Origin of the sequence: Pseudomonas sp. C 49-2 (assembly GCF_003970195.1) — a bacterium.
GTDB classification, from domain to species: domain Bacteria; phylum Pseudomonadota; class Gammaproteobacteria; order Pseudomonadales; family Pseudomonadaceae; genus Aquipseudomonas; species Aquipseudomonas canadensis.
This window is the reverse complement of the sequence record NZ_RXYG01000002.1, coordinates 251,105-270,533: the sequence shown is the minus strand read 5'-3', so window position 1 is coordinate 270,533 and position 19,429 is coordinate 251,105. Positions and strand designations below refer to the sequence as shown.

Below are 19,429 nucleotides of genomic sequence, written 5' to 3'. Positions count from 1 at the left end.
TTTACGAGGAACAACTAATCTCCAAATGCTTCCCCCAATCCGGCGGCCGCTGTGCGTATTGCTCCATCCCGGCTTGTTCCTCAAACGGCTTGGAAAGCACCTCATGCAGCCGCCTCACCTCGCTGTAATCCCCGGACTCGGCGGCAGCGATGGCATTCTGCGCAAGATAGTTGCGCAAGATGTACAGCGGGTTCACCGCGTGCATCCGCGCACGGCGCTGTTCCTCGCTGTATTCCCCATCCCGTGCAACACGCGCCTTGTACTGCTCGGCCCAGGCATCAAACCCGGCCAGGTCGACAAAGTCATCGCGCAACCGCGCCACGGCCAACGCCGCCGACTCATCCCCCAGACGGCGGAAGAACAGGGTGTAATCCACGCCGCTGTTCTGCATCAGCTTCAATAAACGCTCGACCAGATGCTGGTCGTCGTCTTCGGCGGTGGTGAGTCCCAGGCGGCGGCGCATCAGGTCCAGGTAGTTCGCCTGATACAGCGGCAGGTACAGCCCAAGGGCTTCTTTCAAGGCGTCGACGCTGATAAATGGCGTCAGTGCTTGCGCCAATGCGCTCAAGTTCCACTGCCCAATCGGCACCTGATTGCTGAAGGAATAGCGTCCTTCATGGTCCGAGTGGTTGCAGATGAAGTGCGCGTCAAAGTCATCCAAAAACGCAAACGGCCCGAAGTCGAAAGTGATGCCGAGGATCGACATGTTGTCGGTGTTCATCACGCCATGGCAGAAGCCATAAGCCTGCCATTTTGCGATCAGTTCGGCGTTGCGCTCGACGATTTCGCGGAACATCGCCAGGTATGGCTCGGGTTGTTCGCGGCACTCGGGGTAGTGCAGGTTCAGTACATGCTCGGCCAACAGCGCCTGCTGCTCGGGCTTCTTGGTGTAGTAGAAATATTCGAAATGGCCGAAGCGGATATGGCTGTGTGCCGTGCGCAACACCATCGCGCCGCGTTCCTGCTTTTCGCGCCACACGGGGGTGTCGGAGCCGATCACGCACAGTGCGCGGCTGCTGGGGATGCCAAGCGCGTGCAGCGCTTCGGAAGCCAAAAACTCGCGAATCGACGAGCGCAACACGGCGCGACCATCGCCCATCCGTGAGTAAGGCGTCATCCCTGCGCCCTTGAGGTGCAGGTCCCAGTGTTCGCCGGCTGCGTTGTACACCTCGCCCAGCAACAAGCCACGGCCATCACCCAGTTGCGGGGTGTAGCCGCCGAACTGATGCCCGGAATAGACCATAGCCCGGGGTTCCGCCTCGGCCCACAGCTTGTGCCCGCCAAACAGCTCGGCAAATACCGGTGTTTCGGCCACGGCAGGGTCAAGGTCCAGCAGGGCCATGGCGGCGTCGCTTGCCACGACCAGGCGCGGCGCGTCGAGGGGCTCAGGCAGTACGTGGGTCGAGAATGCGTCGCCCAGGCGTGCGAAGCGGTTGTCGAAGGTCAGTTCGTCGAGGGCTTTCACCGGCCATCTCCAGCAGAATGTCCGAGCATTCTGCTGGGGATAGCGGAGTTAGTCGAGCTTGCTCGGCGGCGGTTCCGGCGCATCGTCGACTTTGCCGGGTGGCGGCTCGGGGGCATCTTGGTCTGTCGCAGGCCCGACGAGGGTCTTGCGGTCATCTTCGACCGGCACCAGTTTGTATTCCTGGCCATGCATGTTCTTCAGGTACACCTCCATCTGCCGGAACGAGATGTTGATGTGCTGCTTCTTGAACTCACGGTTGATGTAGCGGTTGACCTCGTCGAGCACCGGGTTACGGTCACCCAGGTCACGCACGTGCATGCGCAGTTCGTGGTCGAGGGTGCTTTCGCCGAAATTAAGGAAGTAAACATGGGGTTCTGGCTCTTTCAGGACCCGTGGGTTTTCCCTGGCAGCCTTGAGTAACAGTTCCTTCACCAGGTCCAGATCCGAGCCGTAGTCCACGCCGAGTTTGAGGGTGACGCGGGTGATGGTGTCGGTCAGCGACCAGTTGATCAGTTGCCCAGTGATGAAGGTTTTGTTCGGGACAATGATGTCCTTGCGATCAAAGTCGGTGATCGTGGTGGCGCGGATGCGGATCTTGCTCACCGTGCCCGACAGGTTGCCGATGGTGATGGTGTCGCCGATGCGCACCGGGCGTTCGAACAGGATCATAATGCCGGAGATGAAGTTCGCGAAGATCTCCTGCATACCAAAGCCCAACCCCACCGACAGCGCCGCCACCAGCCATTGCAACTTGTCCCAGCTCACGCCGAGGGTGGACAGGGTGGAGACGAAGCCGACGCCGGCAATCACGTACGACAGCAACGTGGTGGTCGCATAGGCGCTGCCCTGGGCCAGGTCCAGCTTGGACAGCACCAGCACCTCGAGCAGGCCGGGCAGGTTGCGCGCCAGGGCGAAGGTGATGCCGATGATGATCAGCGCGCCGAGCAAGTCGCCGATGCTGATCGGCACCATGCTGATATTGGCACCCGTACCGCTGGTGTATTCGTACAACGTGACGTTATCCAAATACGAAAACACCGAGATCAGGTCAGACCATACCCAGTACAGCGCGGCAATAAAGCCGCCGAGCAAGGCCAGGCGGATCAAGCGCATGGACTGTTCGTTGACCTGTTCGATGTCCAGGGTCGGTTCTTCGATCACTGCTTCGCCGTCGCCGGCTTCCTTGGCGGCCTGGCGTTTGGCCAGGGCACGCGCATAGGCCAGTCGCCGGGCGGCAACGCCCAGGCCGCGGACGAAGGTGGCTTCGATCACCAGCCAGAACATCAGCAGGTACAGGGTGTTGATCAGACGGTCGCTGAGCTTGAGCGCGGTGTAGTAGTAGCCAAAGCACACGGCGATAAACAGCGCGACCGGCAGCGCGGTAAACATCAGGCCCACGGCCTTGCGGAACAGTGAGGCCTTTTCATGGGTCGGGCTGTTGAGCAACAGGCGGCCGAGCAGCCAGGCCATCAGCGCGTAGCAGGTGAGTACCACGCCGATGCCCAGCACGTCGTCGGCCAGCGCCGCCGGTTGGTGTTCGGCGATGGCCACCACGGCCACCAGCGCGAGTACCACCAGACCGAGTTTGCGCACCCAACCTTGCAGGAATTCGACCTGGGGCTTTTCCCAACGGAAGTGCAGTTCCGCCACGCCACCCGGCGCCAGGATGCGATAAGCGGTATAGAACACCAGCCAGGCCTGGGCGATCTGCAGCAGGGCCGAACCGAGGTTGGCGTTCTGCCCACGGGCGTCGATCTGCAGCGCGTAGCCGCACAGCGCCAAGCCCAGGGAAACCGGCATCGCCAGCAGGATATTGATCAGGATGGCCTGGGGCGTGTGCCACTGGCTGTCGCGCTTGAAGTGGCCAATATCCAGATGCACCTTGTTCAAGCGCTGGTACAGGTTTTTACGGCGCCATAGCAGCGCGCCAATCAACAGCAGCAGCGGCAGGAACAGCAGCGGGCGTTGGGTCAGGCCGTCGTACAGTTCGCTGACGCTGGAGGCCCAGGGCAGGGTGGCGACTTGCTTGCTCAGGTGCGCCGGCACCGTTTCCAGCCATTCGGTGTCCAGCGGCTTGTTGCTGGGGATCCAAAACATTTGCTCATCCAGCGTCGCGCGCAGGGTGGTGGCGGTGCTGAGCAGTTGTTTCTGGTTCAGTTGCAGGGTGATGGATTCATTGAGCAGCGCGCTCAGCTCACGGCTCAGGCGCTCCAGCAGGTCGCTGCGGGTGATCGCCAGTTCCAGCAGGGTGCGGCGCAGTTGGGGGGTGACGTCTTCCGGCGCTTGGTTGGCCAGCAAGTTATCCACATAGGCACTTGGCGAACTGATCAGTTCGCGTTGCTGGTTGACCTCAAACTGGTACAGGCGAATGTTGGCGATGTCGTCCGCCAGGTCGCGGTCCACGGTCAGGCGTGGCAAGGCTTGTTTCTGTTTGTAGAGGATCTTGGACAGCAACAGGCTGCCCTTGAGCACGTTGATCTGCTCGTCCAGGGCCGAGTCGCTCTGGGTCACCGTGTCGAGTTGCTGCTTGGTTTTCAGGTTCTTCTGGGTCAGATCGTTGAGGCGGTCGGTGCTTTTGAGCAGGTAGTCGGACAACTTCAGGTTGGCCGCGCTTTCGGTGGCCAGCAGGCTGCTGCCGCCGGCTTTTTGCGCTTCGATGGACTGCTGGGTCACCGTTTGTTGGGACTGGGCCAGGCGTTTCTGGTTGATCAGGGTTTGCAGGTCCTGGATCTCTTGTTCCAGGCGCGCGGTTTTTTCCATCACCAGGTCGTGTTGGCTGTTGCCCAGGTCTTGCAGTTGGCTGTTGCCGGCCAGTTCCTGGCGGCGCAGCGGGATCAGTGCGTTGAGGGCGGCCAGTTCGGCATTGAGCTGGTTGCGCTGGTCGCCGCTGAGGGTCTTGCCGTTGTCCTTGCCGGCCTTGAGGATCGAGTTGATCTGCAGGATGCGCGTCTGGCTGCTGCTGATTTCGGTCTGGGCGCGCTCGGGGCGGGTTTGGGCGGCGATGGACAGGCTGTTGGCGTCAGCCAGTTCTTTTTGCAGGTCGCCTTGCTGGGTGGTGCGCTGCACCAGCAGTTGCTCAAGCTGCGGCACCGGCAGGGTGGCGTAGCGCTGGGCGACCGGGATGATTTTGGTGGCCTTGAGCCGGGTCAGTTCGCGCTGGTTGTCGGCGGTCTCGCGCGGTGCGTCTTCCAGCTGGCGCTTGAGGTCGACCAGGCGCTGCTCGTAATCCTGCTTGTTGCCCAGGTACGTCAAGGTCTGCTGCAGGATGGTCTGCAGGGCCTTCATGTCGGCGTCGGGCAGCTTGCGGTCGGGCAGCTTGTCCAGGGTTTGCTGGATGGCGTCGGCGCTGGGCGGGTCGGCCGCGTGAACGGTGCCGACACAAAGGGTCAGGCCCAGCAGGGCAGTGGCGAGGAACGTGCGCAGGGTAGGCATAGAGACCGGTCTTGCAAGGTGAAGAATCGGGGGCGTTATCGCCCCGCAGTTTAGAGGAAGAGTCCGGGGCCCGGGCGACTTCCTTCGGGGAATCTGACGCCCACTTTGCCAATCTTGTTCCCGTCCATGACCGCGACAGTCCAGATGGTGTTGTTCCACTCCACCTGGTCGCCGACGATGGGCGCGCCGCCGACTTTCTGGGTGATGAAACTGCTCAGCGGCATATCCGGGTCGATGCCTTCCAGCTTCAGGCCGTACAGCGCGGAAACCGCACCCAGCTGGGCATCGCCTTCCAGCACGAAGTCGCCGAAGAAACGCAGGTCCAGACCGCGTTGCGGGGCCTGGCTGAACAGTTTGCCCAGGGCCGGCAGGTTGTGTTCGTGGCCGATCACGCAGAGCAGGTCGCCGACTTCCAGCACGGTACTACCCGACGGATGGAGCAGTTGCTGGCCACGGAACAGCGCGGCGATCCGCGTGCCTTCGGGCATTTTCAGCTCACGCAGGGCTGCGCCGATGCACCATTTTTCCGCGCCCAGGCGGTAGACGAACAGCTCCCACTCGCTGGTGACGTGCACTTCCAGCGCGGCACGGGAAATCGGCGCCGGGTCCGGCGGTACGGTGACTTTGAGCAGCTTGGCCACCCACGGCAGGCTTGTGCCCTGCACCAGCAGCGACACCAGCACGATAAAGAACGCGAGATTGAAGTACAGCTGCGCATGGGGCAGCCCGGCCATCAGCGGGAACACCGCCAGAATGATCGGCACCGCGCCGCGCAGGCCCACCCAGGCGATAAAGGCCTTTTCACGACCGTGGAACGCTTTGAAAGGCAGCAGGCCGACCATTACCGACAATGGCCGCGCAAACAGAATCATCCACAGCGCCAGGCCCAGGGCCGGCAACGCGATGGGCAGCAAGTCATGGGGCGTGACCAGCAGGCCCAGTACCAGGAACATGCCGATCTGCGCCAGCCAGGCCATGCCGTCGAGCATATGCAAAATGCCATGACGGCTGCGCACCGGGCGGTTGCCGATCACCAGGCCGCACAGGTACACGGCGAGGAAGCCGCTGCCGTGCAGGGCGTTGGTCACGGCGAACACGAACAGGCCGCCAGCGATCACCAGGATCGGGTACAGGCCGGTGGCCAGGTTGATGCGGTTGACCATTTGCAGCATCAGCCAGCCGCCGCCCAGGCCAACCACGCCGCCGATGCCGAACTCGCGCACCAAGTGAGTCAGCAGGCTCCAGTGCAGGCCGGTCTGGCCGCTGGCGAGCATGTCGATCAAGGTGACAGTGAGGAACACCGCCATGGGGTCGTTGCTGCCGGATTCGATTTCCAGGCTGGCGGTGACCCGTTCGTTGAGGCCCTTGCCGCCGAGCAGCGAGAACACTGCCGCAGCGTCCGTGGAGCCGACAATCGCGCCAATCAACAAGCCTTGGATGATATTGAGGTCAAACAGCCAGGCCGCGGCCATGCCGGTGAGGCCGGTGGTAATCAACACCCCCACCGTGGCCAGCGACAACGCCGGCCAGAGTGCCACGCGGAAACTCGCCACCCGTGTGCGTAAACCGCCATCGAGCAGGATCACGGCCAGGGCGAGGTTGCCCACCAGGTAGGCAGTTGGGTAGTTATCGAAGATGATGCCGCCGCCATCGACGCCGGCGACCATGCCCACGGCCAGGATGATCACCAATATCGGGATACCCAGGCGGGACGAAAGAGAACTCACCAGAATGCTCGCACTCACCAGCAACGCGCCGATCAAGAACAGGCTGTTGATGGTCGTCGCATTCAAAGGCAGTACTCCATGAGCAAACAAGACGGGGCGCAAACTGACCATGCAGTCTGCGTGCCAGCGATTCTAACCTGTTGAATTGCTGCGCTGTCAAAAAGCTTTTAAAGGCCGGCGCAGATCTGAATGTGGGAGGGGGCTTACCCCCGATTGCGGTGGTCCAGCTATCGATAAGCTGGCTGACACACCGCCATCGGGGGCAAGCCCCCTCCCACAATTTTGACCCAGTTGTTTCAGTTAGAGGCGGAAGCGCCCGACCATCCCATTCAAGTCCACCGCCAGGCGCGACAGCTCGCTGCTCGCCGCACTGGTCTGGCTGGCACCAGTCGCCGATTGCACGGACAAGTCGCGGATATTCACCAGGTTGCGATCCACTTCCCGCGCCACCTGGGCCTGTTCTTCCGCTGCGCTGGCGATGACCAGGTTGCGTTCGTTGATCTCGACGATCGCGGTATTGATGGTATCCAGCGACATCCCGGCGCCTTTGGCGATATTCAGCGTCGATTCGGCGCGTTCGGTGCTGTTGCGCATCGAATCCACCGCGTGTTCGGTGCCGGCCTGGATACTGCCGATCATCCGCTCGATCTCGCTGGTCGATTGCTGCGTGCGATGAGCCAGGGCGCGCACTTCATCGGCGACCACCGCAAAACCGCGACCGGCTTCGCCAGCACGTGCCGCTTCAATCGCCGCGTTCAGGGCCAGCAGGTTGGTCTGGTCGGCCAGGCCACGGATCACGTCCAGCACCTTGCCGATATCGCGTGACTCATTGGCCAGGTCGCCAATCAAGGTGGCGGTGGCTTGCACATCGCCGCTCATGCGTTCGATGGCGCTGACGGTTTCCTGCACCAGATCACGGCCATCGCCGGCAGAAGTGGTGGCGTTGCGCGATGCCTCGGAGGTGCTCACCGCATTGCGGGCGACTTCTTCGACGGCACTGGTCATCTCGTTCACCGCCGTGGCGGCTTGTTCGATTTCGTTGTTTTGCTGGGTCAGGCCACGGGCGCTTTCGTCGGTGACGGCGTTCAGTTCCTCGGCAGCCGACGCCAGCTGGGTCGCGGACCCGGCAATGCGTTGCAGGGTGTCGCGCAGTTTGTCCTGCATCTTGGCCATGGCCGCCAACAGGCGCCCGGCTTCGTCGTTGCCGTCGACTTTGATCGGGCGCGTCAGGTTGCCTTCGGCCACTTCTTCGGCTGCTTCCAAGGCCTGGGAGATGGGCAGGGTGATGCTGCGGGTCAGCAGCCACGCAAACAGCAGTGTCAGCAGGGTGGCGATCACCAGAAGGCTCACCACCATGTTGAAGGCCATGTTGTATTGGTCTTCGGCGTCTTTATTGGTAGCCAGGGCCATCTTATTGTTGATGTCCAGCAGGCGGGTGAGCACGGCGTTGACCTGCTCGGAGTTGCTCAGCAGTTCGGTGTTGAGCAGGGTGCGCAGCTCTTCCACTTGATTGGCGCGCGACAGGCTCTTCATGCGCTCTTCAATCTGATGGTACTGGCCCAGCAGGCGTACGTATTCGTCGTAGGTCGAGCGCTCTTCGCTGCTCTCGATGAGTTTTTCGTAGATGCCCTGGGCCGTGCGAATCTGCTGATTGCGCAGCTCAAAGGCTTCCAGGGTTTTTTGCTGGACCTCCGGCTCGCGGTTGGTCAGCAGGCGGTACGACAGCACCCGCAGGCGCAGAGTCAGTTGGGTGAACTCATCGAGGGCACGAATGCTTGGCACGCTGGACAGGGTGATGTCTTCCGTGGCGGCGCGTATCTTGCTCATTTGATTCAGGGCGAACACACCGAGAAACAACATCAACGCGCCAATAAACGCGAAGCCGAGGAAGGCCCTCGGAGCGATATTCATATTACGAAGCGACATGCGGGAATCCTGGGGGAGATGCGCGATCCGTGCGGCCATCAGACGGGGTGTCCCTCTTTATCGGTCGTACGACTAAAGTCTAAAGGGGCGTGTGCGGTTTTGTCGCATCTGACGAGGGGTTTGATCGATTCAGGAACCAGATCCGGTAAATGCAGTCACTAAGGCTCGAAAGTGCGGCCCGGCCCTTAAAAATCGGGCTGCGCGCCGGGGATAACCCTGGCATCCGAGGTGAATTTTCTTTATCGTCACCGCCCTTTTAAAAAGCCCGAGAAATCAAAATGTTAGAAGCATCCCTCAGCCAATTGGAACAACTGGTCAGCGACCTGGTACAGCAGAACCAGGATCTGCTGGGCACCAACGAATCCCTCAAGGCCGAACTGGCCCGCGCCAAGGACGAGAACGACAGCCTGCAACTGAGCCTGATGGAACAGGAAGAAAAGCACGGTGCCACCGCTGCGCGTATCCAGGCGCTGGTTGAGCGTGTGAGCGCAGGGCCCGTCGGCGCATGAGTGAAGGGATAAAGGTCGTTTCGATTCTCGGAGAGGATTACTCGATCAAGGCACCGGCCGGGGAAGAGAAAACCCTGATGCACGCCGTGACCCTGCTCAAGGCGTCCCTGGCCACCACCAAGAAGAAGTACCCGACCCTGATCGGTGACAAGCTACTGGTGCTGGCGGCGCTGAACCTGTGCGCCGAGCAGATCGAAATGCAGCAGGCGCACCAGCAGGAACTCGACCGTTACCAAGAGCAAGTCAGCGCCACGGTCGATGTGATTTCCAAGGCGATCGGAACGCCTTAGAACCACTCATCTTGCATGCCGAGGCACGTGTCATCGCGGGCCTCCAAGATTGCCAGTTCATGATGGCAGCTCGGCACTTCCCAGGTCAGGAAGTACCGGGCAGCCTGGAGCTTGCCTCTATAGAAGGCCACATCCGCCGCATCACCCTTGGCCAAGCCTGCTTCGGCGCGAATCGCCTGTTCCAGCCAGCGCCAGCCAATTACCGTATGCCCGAACACCTTCAGGTACAGCGCCGAATTCGCCAGGCTGCTGCTGACCTTGCCGTGGGCGAGATCCGTCAGCAGACCAATGGTGACGGTTTGCAGGCGGTTGACCAGCTGTTCCAAGGGTTCCCTCAGCACGGTAAGGCTCGGGTATTCCTGCGCACGGGCGCCGGTTTCGGCGATCAGTCTGATGAGTTGCTTCAAGCCCGCTCCGCCGTTCTGCGCCAGTTTGCGCCCGAGCAAATCCAGGGACTGGATGCCGTGGGTGCCTTCATGGATCGGGTTCAGGCGGTTGTCACGGTAATACTGCTCCACAGGGTATTCGCGGGTGTAGCCATGGCCGCCGAGAATCTGGATCGCCAGTTCGTTGGCTTTGAGGCAGAACTCCGACGGCCAGGATTTGACGATGGGCGTGAGCAGGTCCAGCAGTTCGTGAGCTTGTTTGCGTTCGGTTTCGGTGGCCAGGGTGGTGGTGTCGTCGAACAGCCGCGCGGCGTAGAGGCCGAGGTCGAAGGCGCCTTCTACGTAGGATTTTTGGGTGAGCAGCATGCGCTTGATGTCCGCGTGCTGAATGATCGAGACCGGCGCGGTCGTGGGATCTTTACTATCGGGCAGGCGGCCTTGTGGGCGTTCGCGGGCGTATTCCAGGGAGTAGAGGTAGCCGGCGTAACCGAGCATGACGGCGCCCATACCGACGCCAATCCGCGCCTCGTTCATCATCTGGAACATGCAGCTCAAACCCTGGTGCGGCTTACCCACCAGATAGCCGATGCAATTGCCGTTATCGCCGAAGTTCAGCGCAGTGGACGTGGTGCCGCGCCAACCCATCTTGTGGAACAGCCCGGCCAGCAACACATCGTTGCGCTCGCCCAGGCTGCCGTCGTCGTTGACCAGGAACTTGGGCACGATAAACAACGAAATGCCCTTAACCCCGGCCGGCGCGTCCGGAAGTTTGGCCAGCACCATGTGCACGATGTTTTCCGACAGCGGGTGATCACCGCCGGAAATGAAGATCTTATTCCCCTTGAGTCGGTAAGTACCGTCAGCCGCTGGCTCTGCGCGTGTACGAATATCTGACAGGGATGAGCCGGCGTGAGGTTCGGTGAGCGCCATGGTGCCAAAGAAACGGCCGTCGATCATCGGTTGCAGGAAGCGTTGTTTCTGGTCCTCAGTGCCGAAGCTTTCGATCAGGTTGGCGGCGCCCATGGTCAGGAACGGATAGGAAGTGGATGCCGCGTTGGCGGACTGGAAGTGCGCAAAACAGGCTTGGGACAGCAGGGTCGGCAGTTGCATGCCACCCGCTTCAAAGCTGCGGGCTGCGTTGAGGAAGCCGGCTTCCAGAAACGCATCCACCGCCGGCTTCACTTCCGGAATCAGGATGGCCTTGCCGTCTTCGTAGCGCGGTTCGTTTTCGTCGTTCTTGCGATTGTGAGGAGCGAAGTACTTTTCCGCGATGTTACGCGCGGTGCTGATGGCCGCATCGAAGGTTTCGCGATTGTGTTCGGCAAACCGCTCGCGCTGGGTCAGGCCCTCGGCATCGAGGACTTCGTACAGCTCGAAAGCCAGATTGCGGGAACTGAGCAGCGTCTCGGACATGGCGGCTTACCTTTGGAGGAATTGGCCTGAGTCTAAGTGTGCGAATGGAGGGTGAATAGCAAGATTGATTTGGGTGATGCACAGGCAAATGTGGGAGGGGGCTTGCCCCCGATGGCGATGTGTCAGTCACCAAGTGCATTGGCTGATCCACCGCTATCGGGGGCAAGCCCCCTCCCACATTTTTTACCGCATTTCGTCAGGCAGTTAGCCGATGGTCATCAGGCTGGCGTTACCGCCCGCCGCAGCCGTGTTGACGCTCAACGCCCGCTCAATCACCAGGCGTTCCAGTGCAATCGCGGTCTCGCCTTGCGACAAACCATGCACCCCGACAATCGCCCCGCCACGCTGGGCCACTTGTTGGCACACCGCACGCAATTGATCGGAATCACCGTGATGCAAGACCGCGTCGAACACTACGTCGTCCTTGCTCCAGTCGGCCACGCGCTTGATCTTCGCCTGAATCTCCTTCGGCAGGCGTGGGAACAAGGCCTTGGTCAGGTCAGATTCCGGCCATACCGCCGAACCGCCCACGGCCAGTACCGCCGCCAGTTGCGTCAGCAGATCGCCTTCCACTTCCGCCAGGCACAGTACGTGCTCGCGGGGCAGGATGGCGTAGCTGTTGCGTTCGCCGGTCGGGCCGGCCAGTTGGCGGGTGATACCGCTTTGCGATTGCGCGGCGAACTGGCTGCACAGGGTGCTCAGGTCGCTGAACTTATTGCTGTCGGCCCAGGATTTCAGGGCGGTCAGCGGCTGGCTCATGGCATCGCGCAGGCGCACGTCCGGCGCGGCCAATGCGTCGCCGCGTACGAAGGATTGCTCGATGGCATCCGTAGGGCGCGTCGACAGCAGGCGGTACAGGTACAGCGGGCCACCGGCTTTCGGGCCAGTGCCCGACAGGCCTTCGCCGCCGAACGGTTGCACGCCAACCACGGCACCGACGATGTTGCGGTTCACATAGACGTTACCGGCATTGACGTTGTCGATCACCTTGGCGATGGTCTCGTCGATACGGGTGTGCACGCCCAGGGTCAGGCCGTAGCCGGAAGCGTTGATCTGGCCGATGAGCTGGTCGATCTCTTTGCGCTTGTAGCGCACCACGTGCAGCACCGGGCCGAAGATCTCCCGTTGCAGCTCGTCGAAGCTTTCCAGTTCGATCAGGGTCGGCATCACGAAGGTGCCACGCTTGATCTCTTCACCGTCGGCAATCGCCACTTGATACACATTGCGGCCTTTGTCGCGCATGGCCTGGATGTGTTTCTCGATGCCGGCCTTGGCCTCGGCGTCGATCACCGGGCCGATGTCGACGGACAGGCGCTCAGGGTTGCCCAGACGGCATTCCGCCATGGCGCCCTTGAGCATTTCGATGACACGGTCTGCCGAATCTTCCTGCAGGCACAGTACACGCAGGGCCGAGCAGCGTTGGCCGGCACTGTCGAAGGCCGAGGACACCACATCGATAACCACTTGTTCGGTCAGCGCGGAGGAGTCGACGATCATCGCGTTCTGGCCACCGGTTTCGGCGATCAGCGGGATCGGACGGCCCTGGGCGTCCAGGCGGCCGGCGACATTACGTTGCAGCAGACGCGCCACTTCGGTAGAGCCAGTGAACATCACGCCTTTGACGCGATCATCACCCACCAGGCGGGCACCCACGGTTTCGCCCTGGCCCGGCAGCAGTTGCAGCACGCCTTCCGGAATACCGGCTTCCAACAGGATGCGCACGGCTTGCGCGGCGACCAGCGGAGTTTGTTCGGCCGGCTTGGCCAGTACCGGGTTGCCGGCGGCCAATGCGGCGGCGACTTGGCCGCTGAAGATGGCCAGCGGGAAGTTCCACGGGCTGATGCACACCACCGGGCCCAGTGGGCGGTGGGCGTCGTTGGTGAAATCGTTGCGTGCCTGCACCGCGTAATAGCGCAGGAAGTCTACGGCTTCACGCACTTCGGCGATGGCGTTGGCGAAGGTCTTGCCGGCTTCACGGGCCAGCAGGCCCATCAGTGGCTGAATCTCGCCTTCCATCAGGTCGGCGGCACGTTCCAGGATGGCGGCGCGCTCGGCGGGCGGGGTGGCCTGCCAGATCGGACCGGCGCTGATGGCGCACTGGATAGCGTTGTCGACGTCTTCGACGGTGGCTTCTTGAACATGACCGACCACGTCACGCAGGTCGGACGGGTTCAGTACCGGCGCCGCCGCTTGCTCGCTGGAGGCGCAACCGAGCATCGGCGCAGCTTTCCAGTTGTTGTGAGCGGTGGCCAGCAAGGCGCAGGACAACGACGCCAGGCGGTGTTCGTTGGCCAGGTCGATACCGGCCGAATTGGCGCGGTCGCTGCCGTACAGGTCACGCGGCAATGGAATGCGCGGGTGCGGCAGGCCGAAGCCGCCTTCCAGCGTGGCCATTTGCTCGATGCTGGCCACTGGATCGGCCACCAGCTCCTGAATGGAGATGGATTGGTCGGCAATGCGGTTGACGAACGAGGTGTTCGCGCCGTTTTCCAACAGGCGACGGACCAAGTAAGCCAGCAGTGTCTCGTGGGTGCCGACTGGAGCGTACACACGGCACGGACGGTTCAGCTTGCCATCGGCAACCTTGCCTACAACCTGCTCGTACAGCGGTTCGCCCATGCCGTGCAGGCATTGGAACTCGTACTGGCCGGGGTAATAGTTCTGACCGGCGATATGGTAGATGGCCGACAGCGTGTGAGCGTTGTGCGTGGCGAACTGCGGGTAGATGACTTCCGGCACCGACAGCAGTTTGCGTGCGCAAGCAATGTAGGAAACGTCGGTGTACACCTTGCGGGTGTAGACCGGATAGCCTTCCAGGCCTTCAACTTGGGCGCGCTTGATCTCGCTGTCCCAGTACGCGCCTTTTACCAGGCGGATCATCAGGCGATGGCGGCTGCGGCGCGCCAGGTCGATGACGTAGTCGATCACATACGGGCAACGCTTCTGGTAGGCCTGGATCACAAAACCGATGCCGTTCCAGCCGGTCAGTTGTGGCTCGAAGCACAGGCGCTCCAGCAGGTCCAGGGACAGCTCCAGACGGTCGGCTTCTTCGGCGTCGATGTTCAGGCCGATGTCGTATTGCTTGGCCAGCAAGGTCAGGGACAGCAGGCGCGGGTACAGCTCGTCCATCACGCGCTCGTACTGCGCACGGCTGTAGCGCGGGTGCAGGGCCGATAGCTTGATGGAGATACCCGGACCTTCATAAATCCCACGGCCGTGGGAGGCTTTGCCGATCGAATGGATGGCTTGTTCGTACGAGGCCAGGTACTTCTGCGCGTCGTGTTCAGTCAGCGCGGCTTCACCAAGCATGTCGTAGGAATAGCGAAAACCCTTGGCTTCGAACTTGCTCGCGTTGGCCAGGGCTTCGGCGATGGTTTCGCCGGTGACGAACTGCTCGCCCATCAGGCGCATCGCCATGTCGACGCCCTTGCGGATCATCGGCTCGCCGCTCTTGCCGATGATGCGGCTCAGGGACGAGGTCAGGCCTGCTTCGTTGTGGGTGGCGACCAGTTTGCCGGTCAGCAGCAGGCCCCACGTAGCAGCGTTGACGAACAGCGACGGGCTGTTGCCCAAGTGCGGCTGCCAGTTGCCGGTGCTGATCTTGTCGCGGATCAGTGCGTCGCGAGTGCCCTTGTCCGGGATGCGCAGCAGCGCTTCGGCCAGGCACATCAGTGCCACGCCTTCCTGGGACGACAGGGAAAACTCCTGCAGCAGGCCCTGAACAATACCGGCACGGCCGCCAGCACTTTTCTGGTTACGCAGTTTTTCGGCGATTGACGCGGCCAGCTTGTTGGTGGCTTCGGCCATCGGGGCCGGCAGACGAGCCTGTTCGATCAGCATCGGCACCACTTCCGGCTCGGGGCGGCGGTAAGCGGCGGTGATCGAGGCGCGCAATACGGATTGCGGCAGGATGCTCTCGGCGAACTCAAGGAAGCACTGGTGGGCGTGGTCGGTCTGGACCTCGCCTGCATCGTCGGCGTCCTTGCTGCTCAAACCATTGAGTTCGGACAGGGTTGCACCACCCTCCAGTTTCTCCAGGTAATTGAAAATCGCCTGCTTGATCAGCCAGTGCGGCGTGCGATCAATGGAGGTCGCGGCAGCCTTCAGGCGCTCGCGGGTCGGGTCGTCGAGTTTGACCCCAAGGGTGGTCGTAGCCATTTTCTTATCCTCATGGGTGCCACTACCGAGTGGCATTAGCTGGCGGCAAGATTAGCTTTGCGCATGCAGAGGTGCAACCGGGTGCAACCCTTTTTATTCAGGAAATTTTCGATCGTGATCGGGAAAAAAAGACACCGCCGACGGATTCCGCTCTGCCTTGGTGCGTTTGCTTCTGAGATCGGCTGTTCTTGCTCCGAAAAGGAGCAAAAACAGGGCGTTTTCCACAAAACATATCAAGGTGCAACTTATTCTCACGAAACTGGTTGCACCTTATTTGCTTTGTTGAATAGCATTCGCGCCCAAGGTGCAACCACTTTGAAAGTTCGGTTCATCGGCTGACGGCTTTCCTGGGGAAACGTCAGTCATAAATGCGCGGCACGCAGCTACGTCTACCTACTTCCAGTGGGTGGCAGTCTGACAGACCGTTGCTACATAAAAACAAAGCCAGGGCGTCACTCTTATGAGCGTTAGTAATCCAACCCTGATCACGTTCGTGATCTACATCGCAGCAATGGTGCTGATCGGCTTCATGGCCTATCGCTCCACCAACAACCTTTCCGACTACATCCTGGGCGGTCGCAGCCTCGGTAGCGTGGTGACTGCCTTGTCGGCCGGCGCTTCCGACATGAGCGGCTGGTTGTTGATGGGCCTGCCGGGCGCGATCTACATGTCTGGCCTGTCGGAAAGCTGGATCGCCATCGGCCTGATCGTCGGTGCCTACCTCAACTGGCTGTTCGTCGCCGGTCGCCTGCGGGTCCAGACCGAGCACAACGGTGACGCCCTGACCCTGCCGGATTACTTCTCCAGCCGTTTCGAAGATAAAAGCGGCCTGCTGCGGATCATCTCCGCCGTGGTGATCCTGGTGTTCTTCACCATTTACTGCGCCTCCGGCATCGTCGCCGGCGCCCGCCTGTTTGAAAGCACCTTCGGCATGTCCTACGAGACTGCTTTGTGGGCCGGTGCTGCAGCGACCATTGCCTACACCTTCGTCGGTGGTTTCCTGGCCGTGAGCTGGACAGATACCGTACAAGCCACGCTGATGATTTTTGCGCTGATTCTCACGCCGATCATCGTGCTGCTGGCCACCGGTGGCGTCGACACCACGTTCCTGGCGATCGAAGCCCAGAACCCTGACAACTTCAACATGCTGAAAAACACAACCTTCATCGGCATCATCTCGCTGATGGGCTGGGGCCTGGGTTACTTCGGCCAGCCGCACATCCTGGCGCGTTTCATGGCGGCGGATTCGGTGAAGTCGATTGCCAAGGCTCGTCGCATTTCCATGACCTGGATGATCCTGTGCCTGGGCGGCACCGTGGCGGTGGGCTTCTTCGGTATTGCCTACTTCTCGGCGCATCCGGAAGTGGCAGGTCCTGTGACCGAAAACCACGAACGCGTATTCATTGAGCTGGCCAAGCTGCTGTTCAACCCATGGATTGCCGGCGTGCTGCTGTCGGCCATCCTGGCGGCGGTGATGAGCACTTTGAGCTGCCAACTGTTGGTGTGCTCCAGCGCTTTGACCGAGGACTTCTACAAGACCTTCTTGCGCAAAAACGCGTCCCAAGTTGAGTTGGTATGGGTCGGTCGCCTGATGGTGCTGCTGGTTGCACTGATCGCTATCGCCATGGCTGCCAACCCGGAAAACCGCGTACTGGGCCTAGTGAGCTACGCCTGGGCCGGTTTCGGCGCCGCATTCGGCCCTGTGGTGCTGATCTCGGTGATCTGGAAAGGCATGACCCGCAACGGCGCACTGGCCGGTATCCTGGTCGGCGCGATCACTGTGATTGTGTGGAAACACTTCGAATTGCTGGGCCTGTACGAAATCATCCCAGGCTTTATCTTCGCCAGCCTGGCGATCTACTTCGTGAGCAAGATGGGCGCACCGACTGCCGGTATGGTCGAGCGTTTTGATGCTGCGGAAAAAGACTACAACCTCAATAAGTAATTCGCTGGGTGTTTAGCGCCAAGTGAGTTGAAAGAAAGGCCCGCGTCCTACGGATTGCGGGCCTTTTTTTTACGTGTGATTTATGTCGGTCCTAAGAAAATTCGGACGTGCGCACGTAGGGTTTTACTGATTTTCCTGGCGAGTGCTCAGCAGGTCGCAAGGGTGATGCAAAATCGGCAGCCCACCCCCCGCAGAGAAACACCGGATGTTCGCTCCTGCCAACCAAAGCGCCTTTACCCTGACCCTCGACGGGGAGCCCAGTGAATTCCAGGTCCACGGGTTCGTGGGGGATGAGTTCATCAGCCTGCCTTTTCGCTTTGACCTTGAGTTGGTCAGCGAACAGTCCGATCAAGACCTTGAGAGCCTGCTACATCGTCAAGCGTTCCTGGGGTTTGACGCTCATGGCCATGGTATTCATGGCTTGGTGTATCGGGTGGCGCAAGGCGATTCGGGCAGGCGCCTTACCCGTTACCAGATCACCCTGGTGCCGCAGCTGGCTTATCTGGAACACAGCACTCACCAGCGGATTTTCCAGAAAAAAACCATACCCGAGATCATTGCGCAGGTATTGCAAGCTCAGGCTATCCAAAGTGATGCCTTCGCGTTTCAACTGAGCGGCAAGTATCCCGAGTGTGAATACTGTGTTCAGTTCGGCGAAACCGATCTGGAGTTCATTCAGCGTCTATGTGCTGAATCGGGCATTCACTATCACTTCCAGCACAACCCTGAGCGTCACCTGTTGGTGTTTGGCGACGATCAAAGTGTTTTTGCGCGGCCTGATCAATCCACACCGTATTCGCCTGGTACCGGGATGGTTGCCGACGAGACAGCGATCAAGCGCTTTATTCTGCGGCTGAAGACTCGTACCACCGGTGTGAGCCTGCGGGATTACGATTTCAAAAAGCCTAGCCTGACGTTGGAAAGCGAAGTGTCCAGTCGGCTGCGGCCCACCCTGGACGACCAGCGCTACCCTGGGCACTTCACGGATCGTGAGCGTGGTAAGTACCTGGCGCAACGCCTGCTGGAGCGTCATCGCAGCGATTACCGTCAGGCCAGCGGCGCTAGCGACCAGCCGGCGTTGGTCACTGGGCAGTTCTTGAAAATGACTGGGCATCCTCGTCAGGAATGGAATGATTTGTGGCTGATTACCCAGTTGCACCATGTAGGGCACCAACCTCAAGTGCTTGAGGAGTCTGTTGGCGATGAGTCGCCTCAAGGCTACAGCAATGAATTTGTTGTAACGCCTTGGGACGTAGCGTTTCGAACACCTCAGATTATGTCCCGGCCTCAAATATCGGGTTACCAGAACGCAGTGGTGACCGGTCCCGCCGGCAGCGAAATCCATTGCGACGAATACGGCCGGGTCAAGGTGCAGTTGGCGTGGGATCGCGATGGGGAACATAACGACCATTCCAGCTGCTGGCTGCGGGTTGCCAGCGGCTGGGCGCATGATCGATATGGGGCGGTATTGATCCCTCGGGTCGGTATGGAAGTGTTGGTAGGCTTCGTTAATGGCGACATGGATATGCCGCTGGTCATGGGCTGCCTACCCAATGCGGCCGCCCAGGTGCCCCTCGATCTGCCTGCGGACAAGACCCGCAGCATCTTCCGCAGCCAGAGCAGCCCCGGTGGTGGTGGCTACAACGAGTTGCGCATCGAGGACCGCAAGGGGGCCGAGGAAATCTACCTGCGTGCCCAGCGGGACTGGACCCAACACGTGCTGCATGACCTTCGGGTAAAAGTGGACGGTGAGTCGCATCACGAACTGCAGGGCGAGGAGCTGCGCATTACCCATGGCAACCGCCTGACTGACCTGAAGCGAGACGACCACTTGATGGTTGGCGGCTCTCGGCAGGTAAGGGCAGGGCAGGCCATTCTGATAGGCGCGGGGCAAAGCGTTGTGATCGATGGTGGCGCAACTGTCACGATTCAGGCAGGCGGGCAGTCGATCACGCTGTCTGCGGGCGGGATTTTCAGCAGTGTGCCGATCCAGCTTGGCAGTGCGCCCGCTGTTACTGCAGCGCCGTTAACGCCTGGACTGAAGGAAACACTGCTGGCGGTGATTCCTGCTCCGCTGAGCCGCGTGCAGGTGGCCAGCCTCAAGCGCAGCGCGCCGTTTTGCGAAGAGTGCGAGCGTTGCAAAAACGGCCAGTGCGGCCCCATCTGACTTTTAAAGGG

Annotated in this window: 9 protein-coding genes and 2 pseudogenes; 4 read left to right on the top strand and 7 right to left on the bottom strand. The window is 60.8% G+C overall.

Translation table 11 applies throughout. The annotated features are described in order from the left end of the window. Position 1: 1 nt before the first annotated feature. The 5 genes and pseudogenes from selO to EJ576_RS30155 all read right to left on the bottom strand — a co-directional run. The gene (gene selO, locus EJ576_RS04725; RefSeq protein ID WP_126569659.1) at positions 2 to 1,465 is read right to left on the bottom strand and encodes a protein adenylyltransferase SelO; all 1,464 of its coding nucleotides are present in this window, start codon (positions 1,463 to 1,465) and stop codon (positions 2 to 4) included. 48 nt (positions 1,466 to 1,513) lie between these two features. Further along, positions 1,514 to 4,897 carry a mechanosensitive channel MscK gene (mscK, locus tag EJ576_RS04720; RefSeq protein WP_123475155.1) on the bottom strand — a complete coding sequence of 1,128 codons (3,384 nt, stop codon included), beginning with the start codon at positions 4,895 to 4,897 and terminating at the stop codon, positions 1,514 to 1,516. Between the two features lie 50 nt (positions 4,898 to 4,947). Beyond that, a complete protein-coding gene (locus EJ576_RS04715; protein ID WP_016977199.1) occupies positions 4,948 to 6,690 on the bottom strand; it encodes a potassium/proton antiporter in 1,743 nt (580 codons plus the stop codon). Between the two features lie 234 nt (positions 6,691 to 6,924). Continuing rightward, positions 6,925 to 7,524, bottom strand: a pseudogene (locus EJ576_RS30160) (methyl-accepting chemotaxis protein); the annotation flags it as partial. A 303-nt stretch (positions 7,525 to 7,827) separates the two neighbouring features. Beyond that, a pseudogene (locus tag EJ576_RS30155) lies at positions 7,828 to 8,484 on the bottom strand (MCP four helix bundle domain-containing protein); the annotation flags it as partial. Between the two features lie 344 nt (positions 8,485 to 8,828). Here EJ576_RS30155 and EJ576_RS04705 point away from each other — a divergent pair. Then, complete coding sequence (locus EJ576_RS04705; RefSeq protein WP_122730516.1) at positions 8,829 to 9,059, top strand: hypothetical protein; 231 nt, start codon at positions 8,829 to 8,831, stop codon at positions 9,057 to 9,059. Beyond that, a complete protein-coding gene (locus EJ576_RS04700) occupies positions 9,056 to 9,349 on the top strand; it encodes a cell division protein ZapA (protein ID WP_016977202.1) in 294 nt (97 codons plus the stop codon). The genes EJ576_RS04705 and EJ576_RS04700 overlap by 4 nt, the downstream gene beginning before the upstream one ends. On the opposite strand, the gene EJ576_RS04695 is transcribed toward EJ576_RS04700, so the two are convergent. Beyond that, positions 9,346 to 11,148, bottom strand: a complete 1,803-nt coding sequence (locus tag EJ576_RS04695) for an acyl-CoA dehydrogenase (protein ID WP_126569658.1) — start codon at positions 11,146 to 11,148, stop codon at positions 9,346 to 9,348. The genes EJ576_RS04700 and EJ576_RS04695 overlap by 4 nt on opposite strands. 204 nt (positions 11,149 to 11,352) lie before the next feature. After that, complete coding sequence (gene putA / locus EJ576_RS04690) at positions 11,353 to 15,306, bottom strand: trifunctional transcriptional regulator/proline dehydrogenase/L-glutamate gamma-semialdehyde dehydrogenase (protein WP_126569657.1); 3,954 nt, start codon at positions 15,304 to 15,306, stop codon at positions 11,353 to 11,355. 460 nt (positions 15,307 to 15,766) lie between these two features. Between putA and putP the strand changes: the two genes are divergently transcribed. Next, positions 15,767 to 17,251, top strand: a complete 1,485-nt coding sequence (gene putP / locus EJ576_RS04685; protein WP_028615458.1) for a sodium/proline symporter PutP — start codon at positions 15,767 to 15,769, stop codon at positions 17,249 to 17,251. Positions 17,252 to 17,456: 205 nt separating this feature from the next. Continuing rightward, positions 17,457 to 19,418: a type VI secretion system tip protein VgrG gene (locus tag EJ576_RS04680; RefSeq protein ID WP_126569656.1), complete on the top strand. Its 1,962-nt coding sequence runs from the start codon at positions 17,457 to 17,459 to the stop codon at positions 19,416 to 19,418. Positions 19,419 to 19,429: the final 11 nt, after the last annotated feature.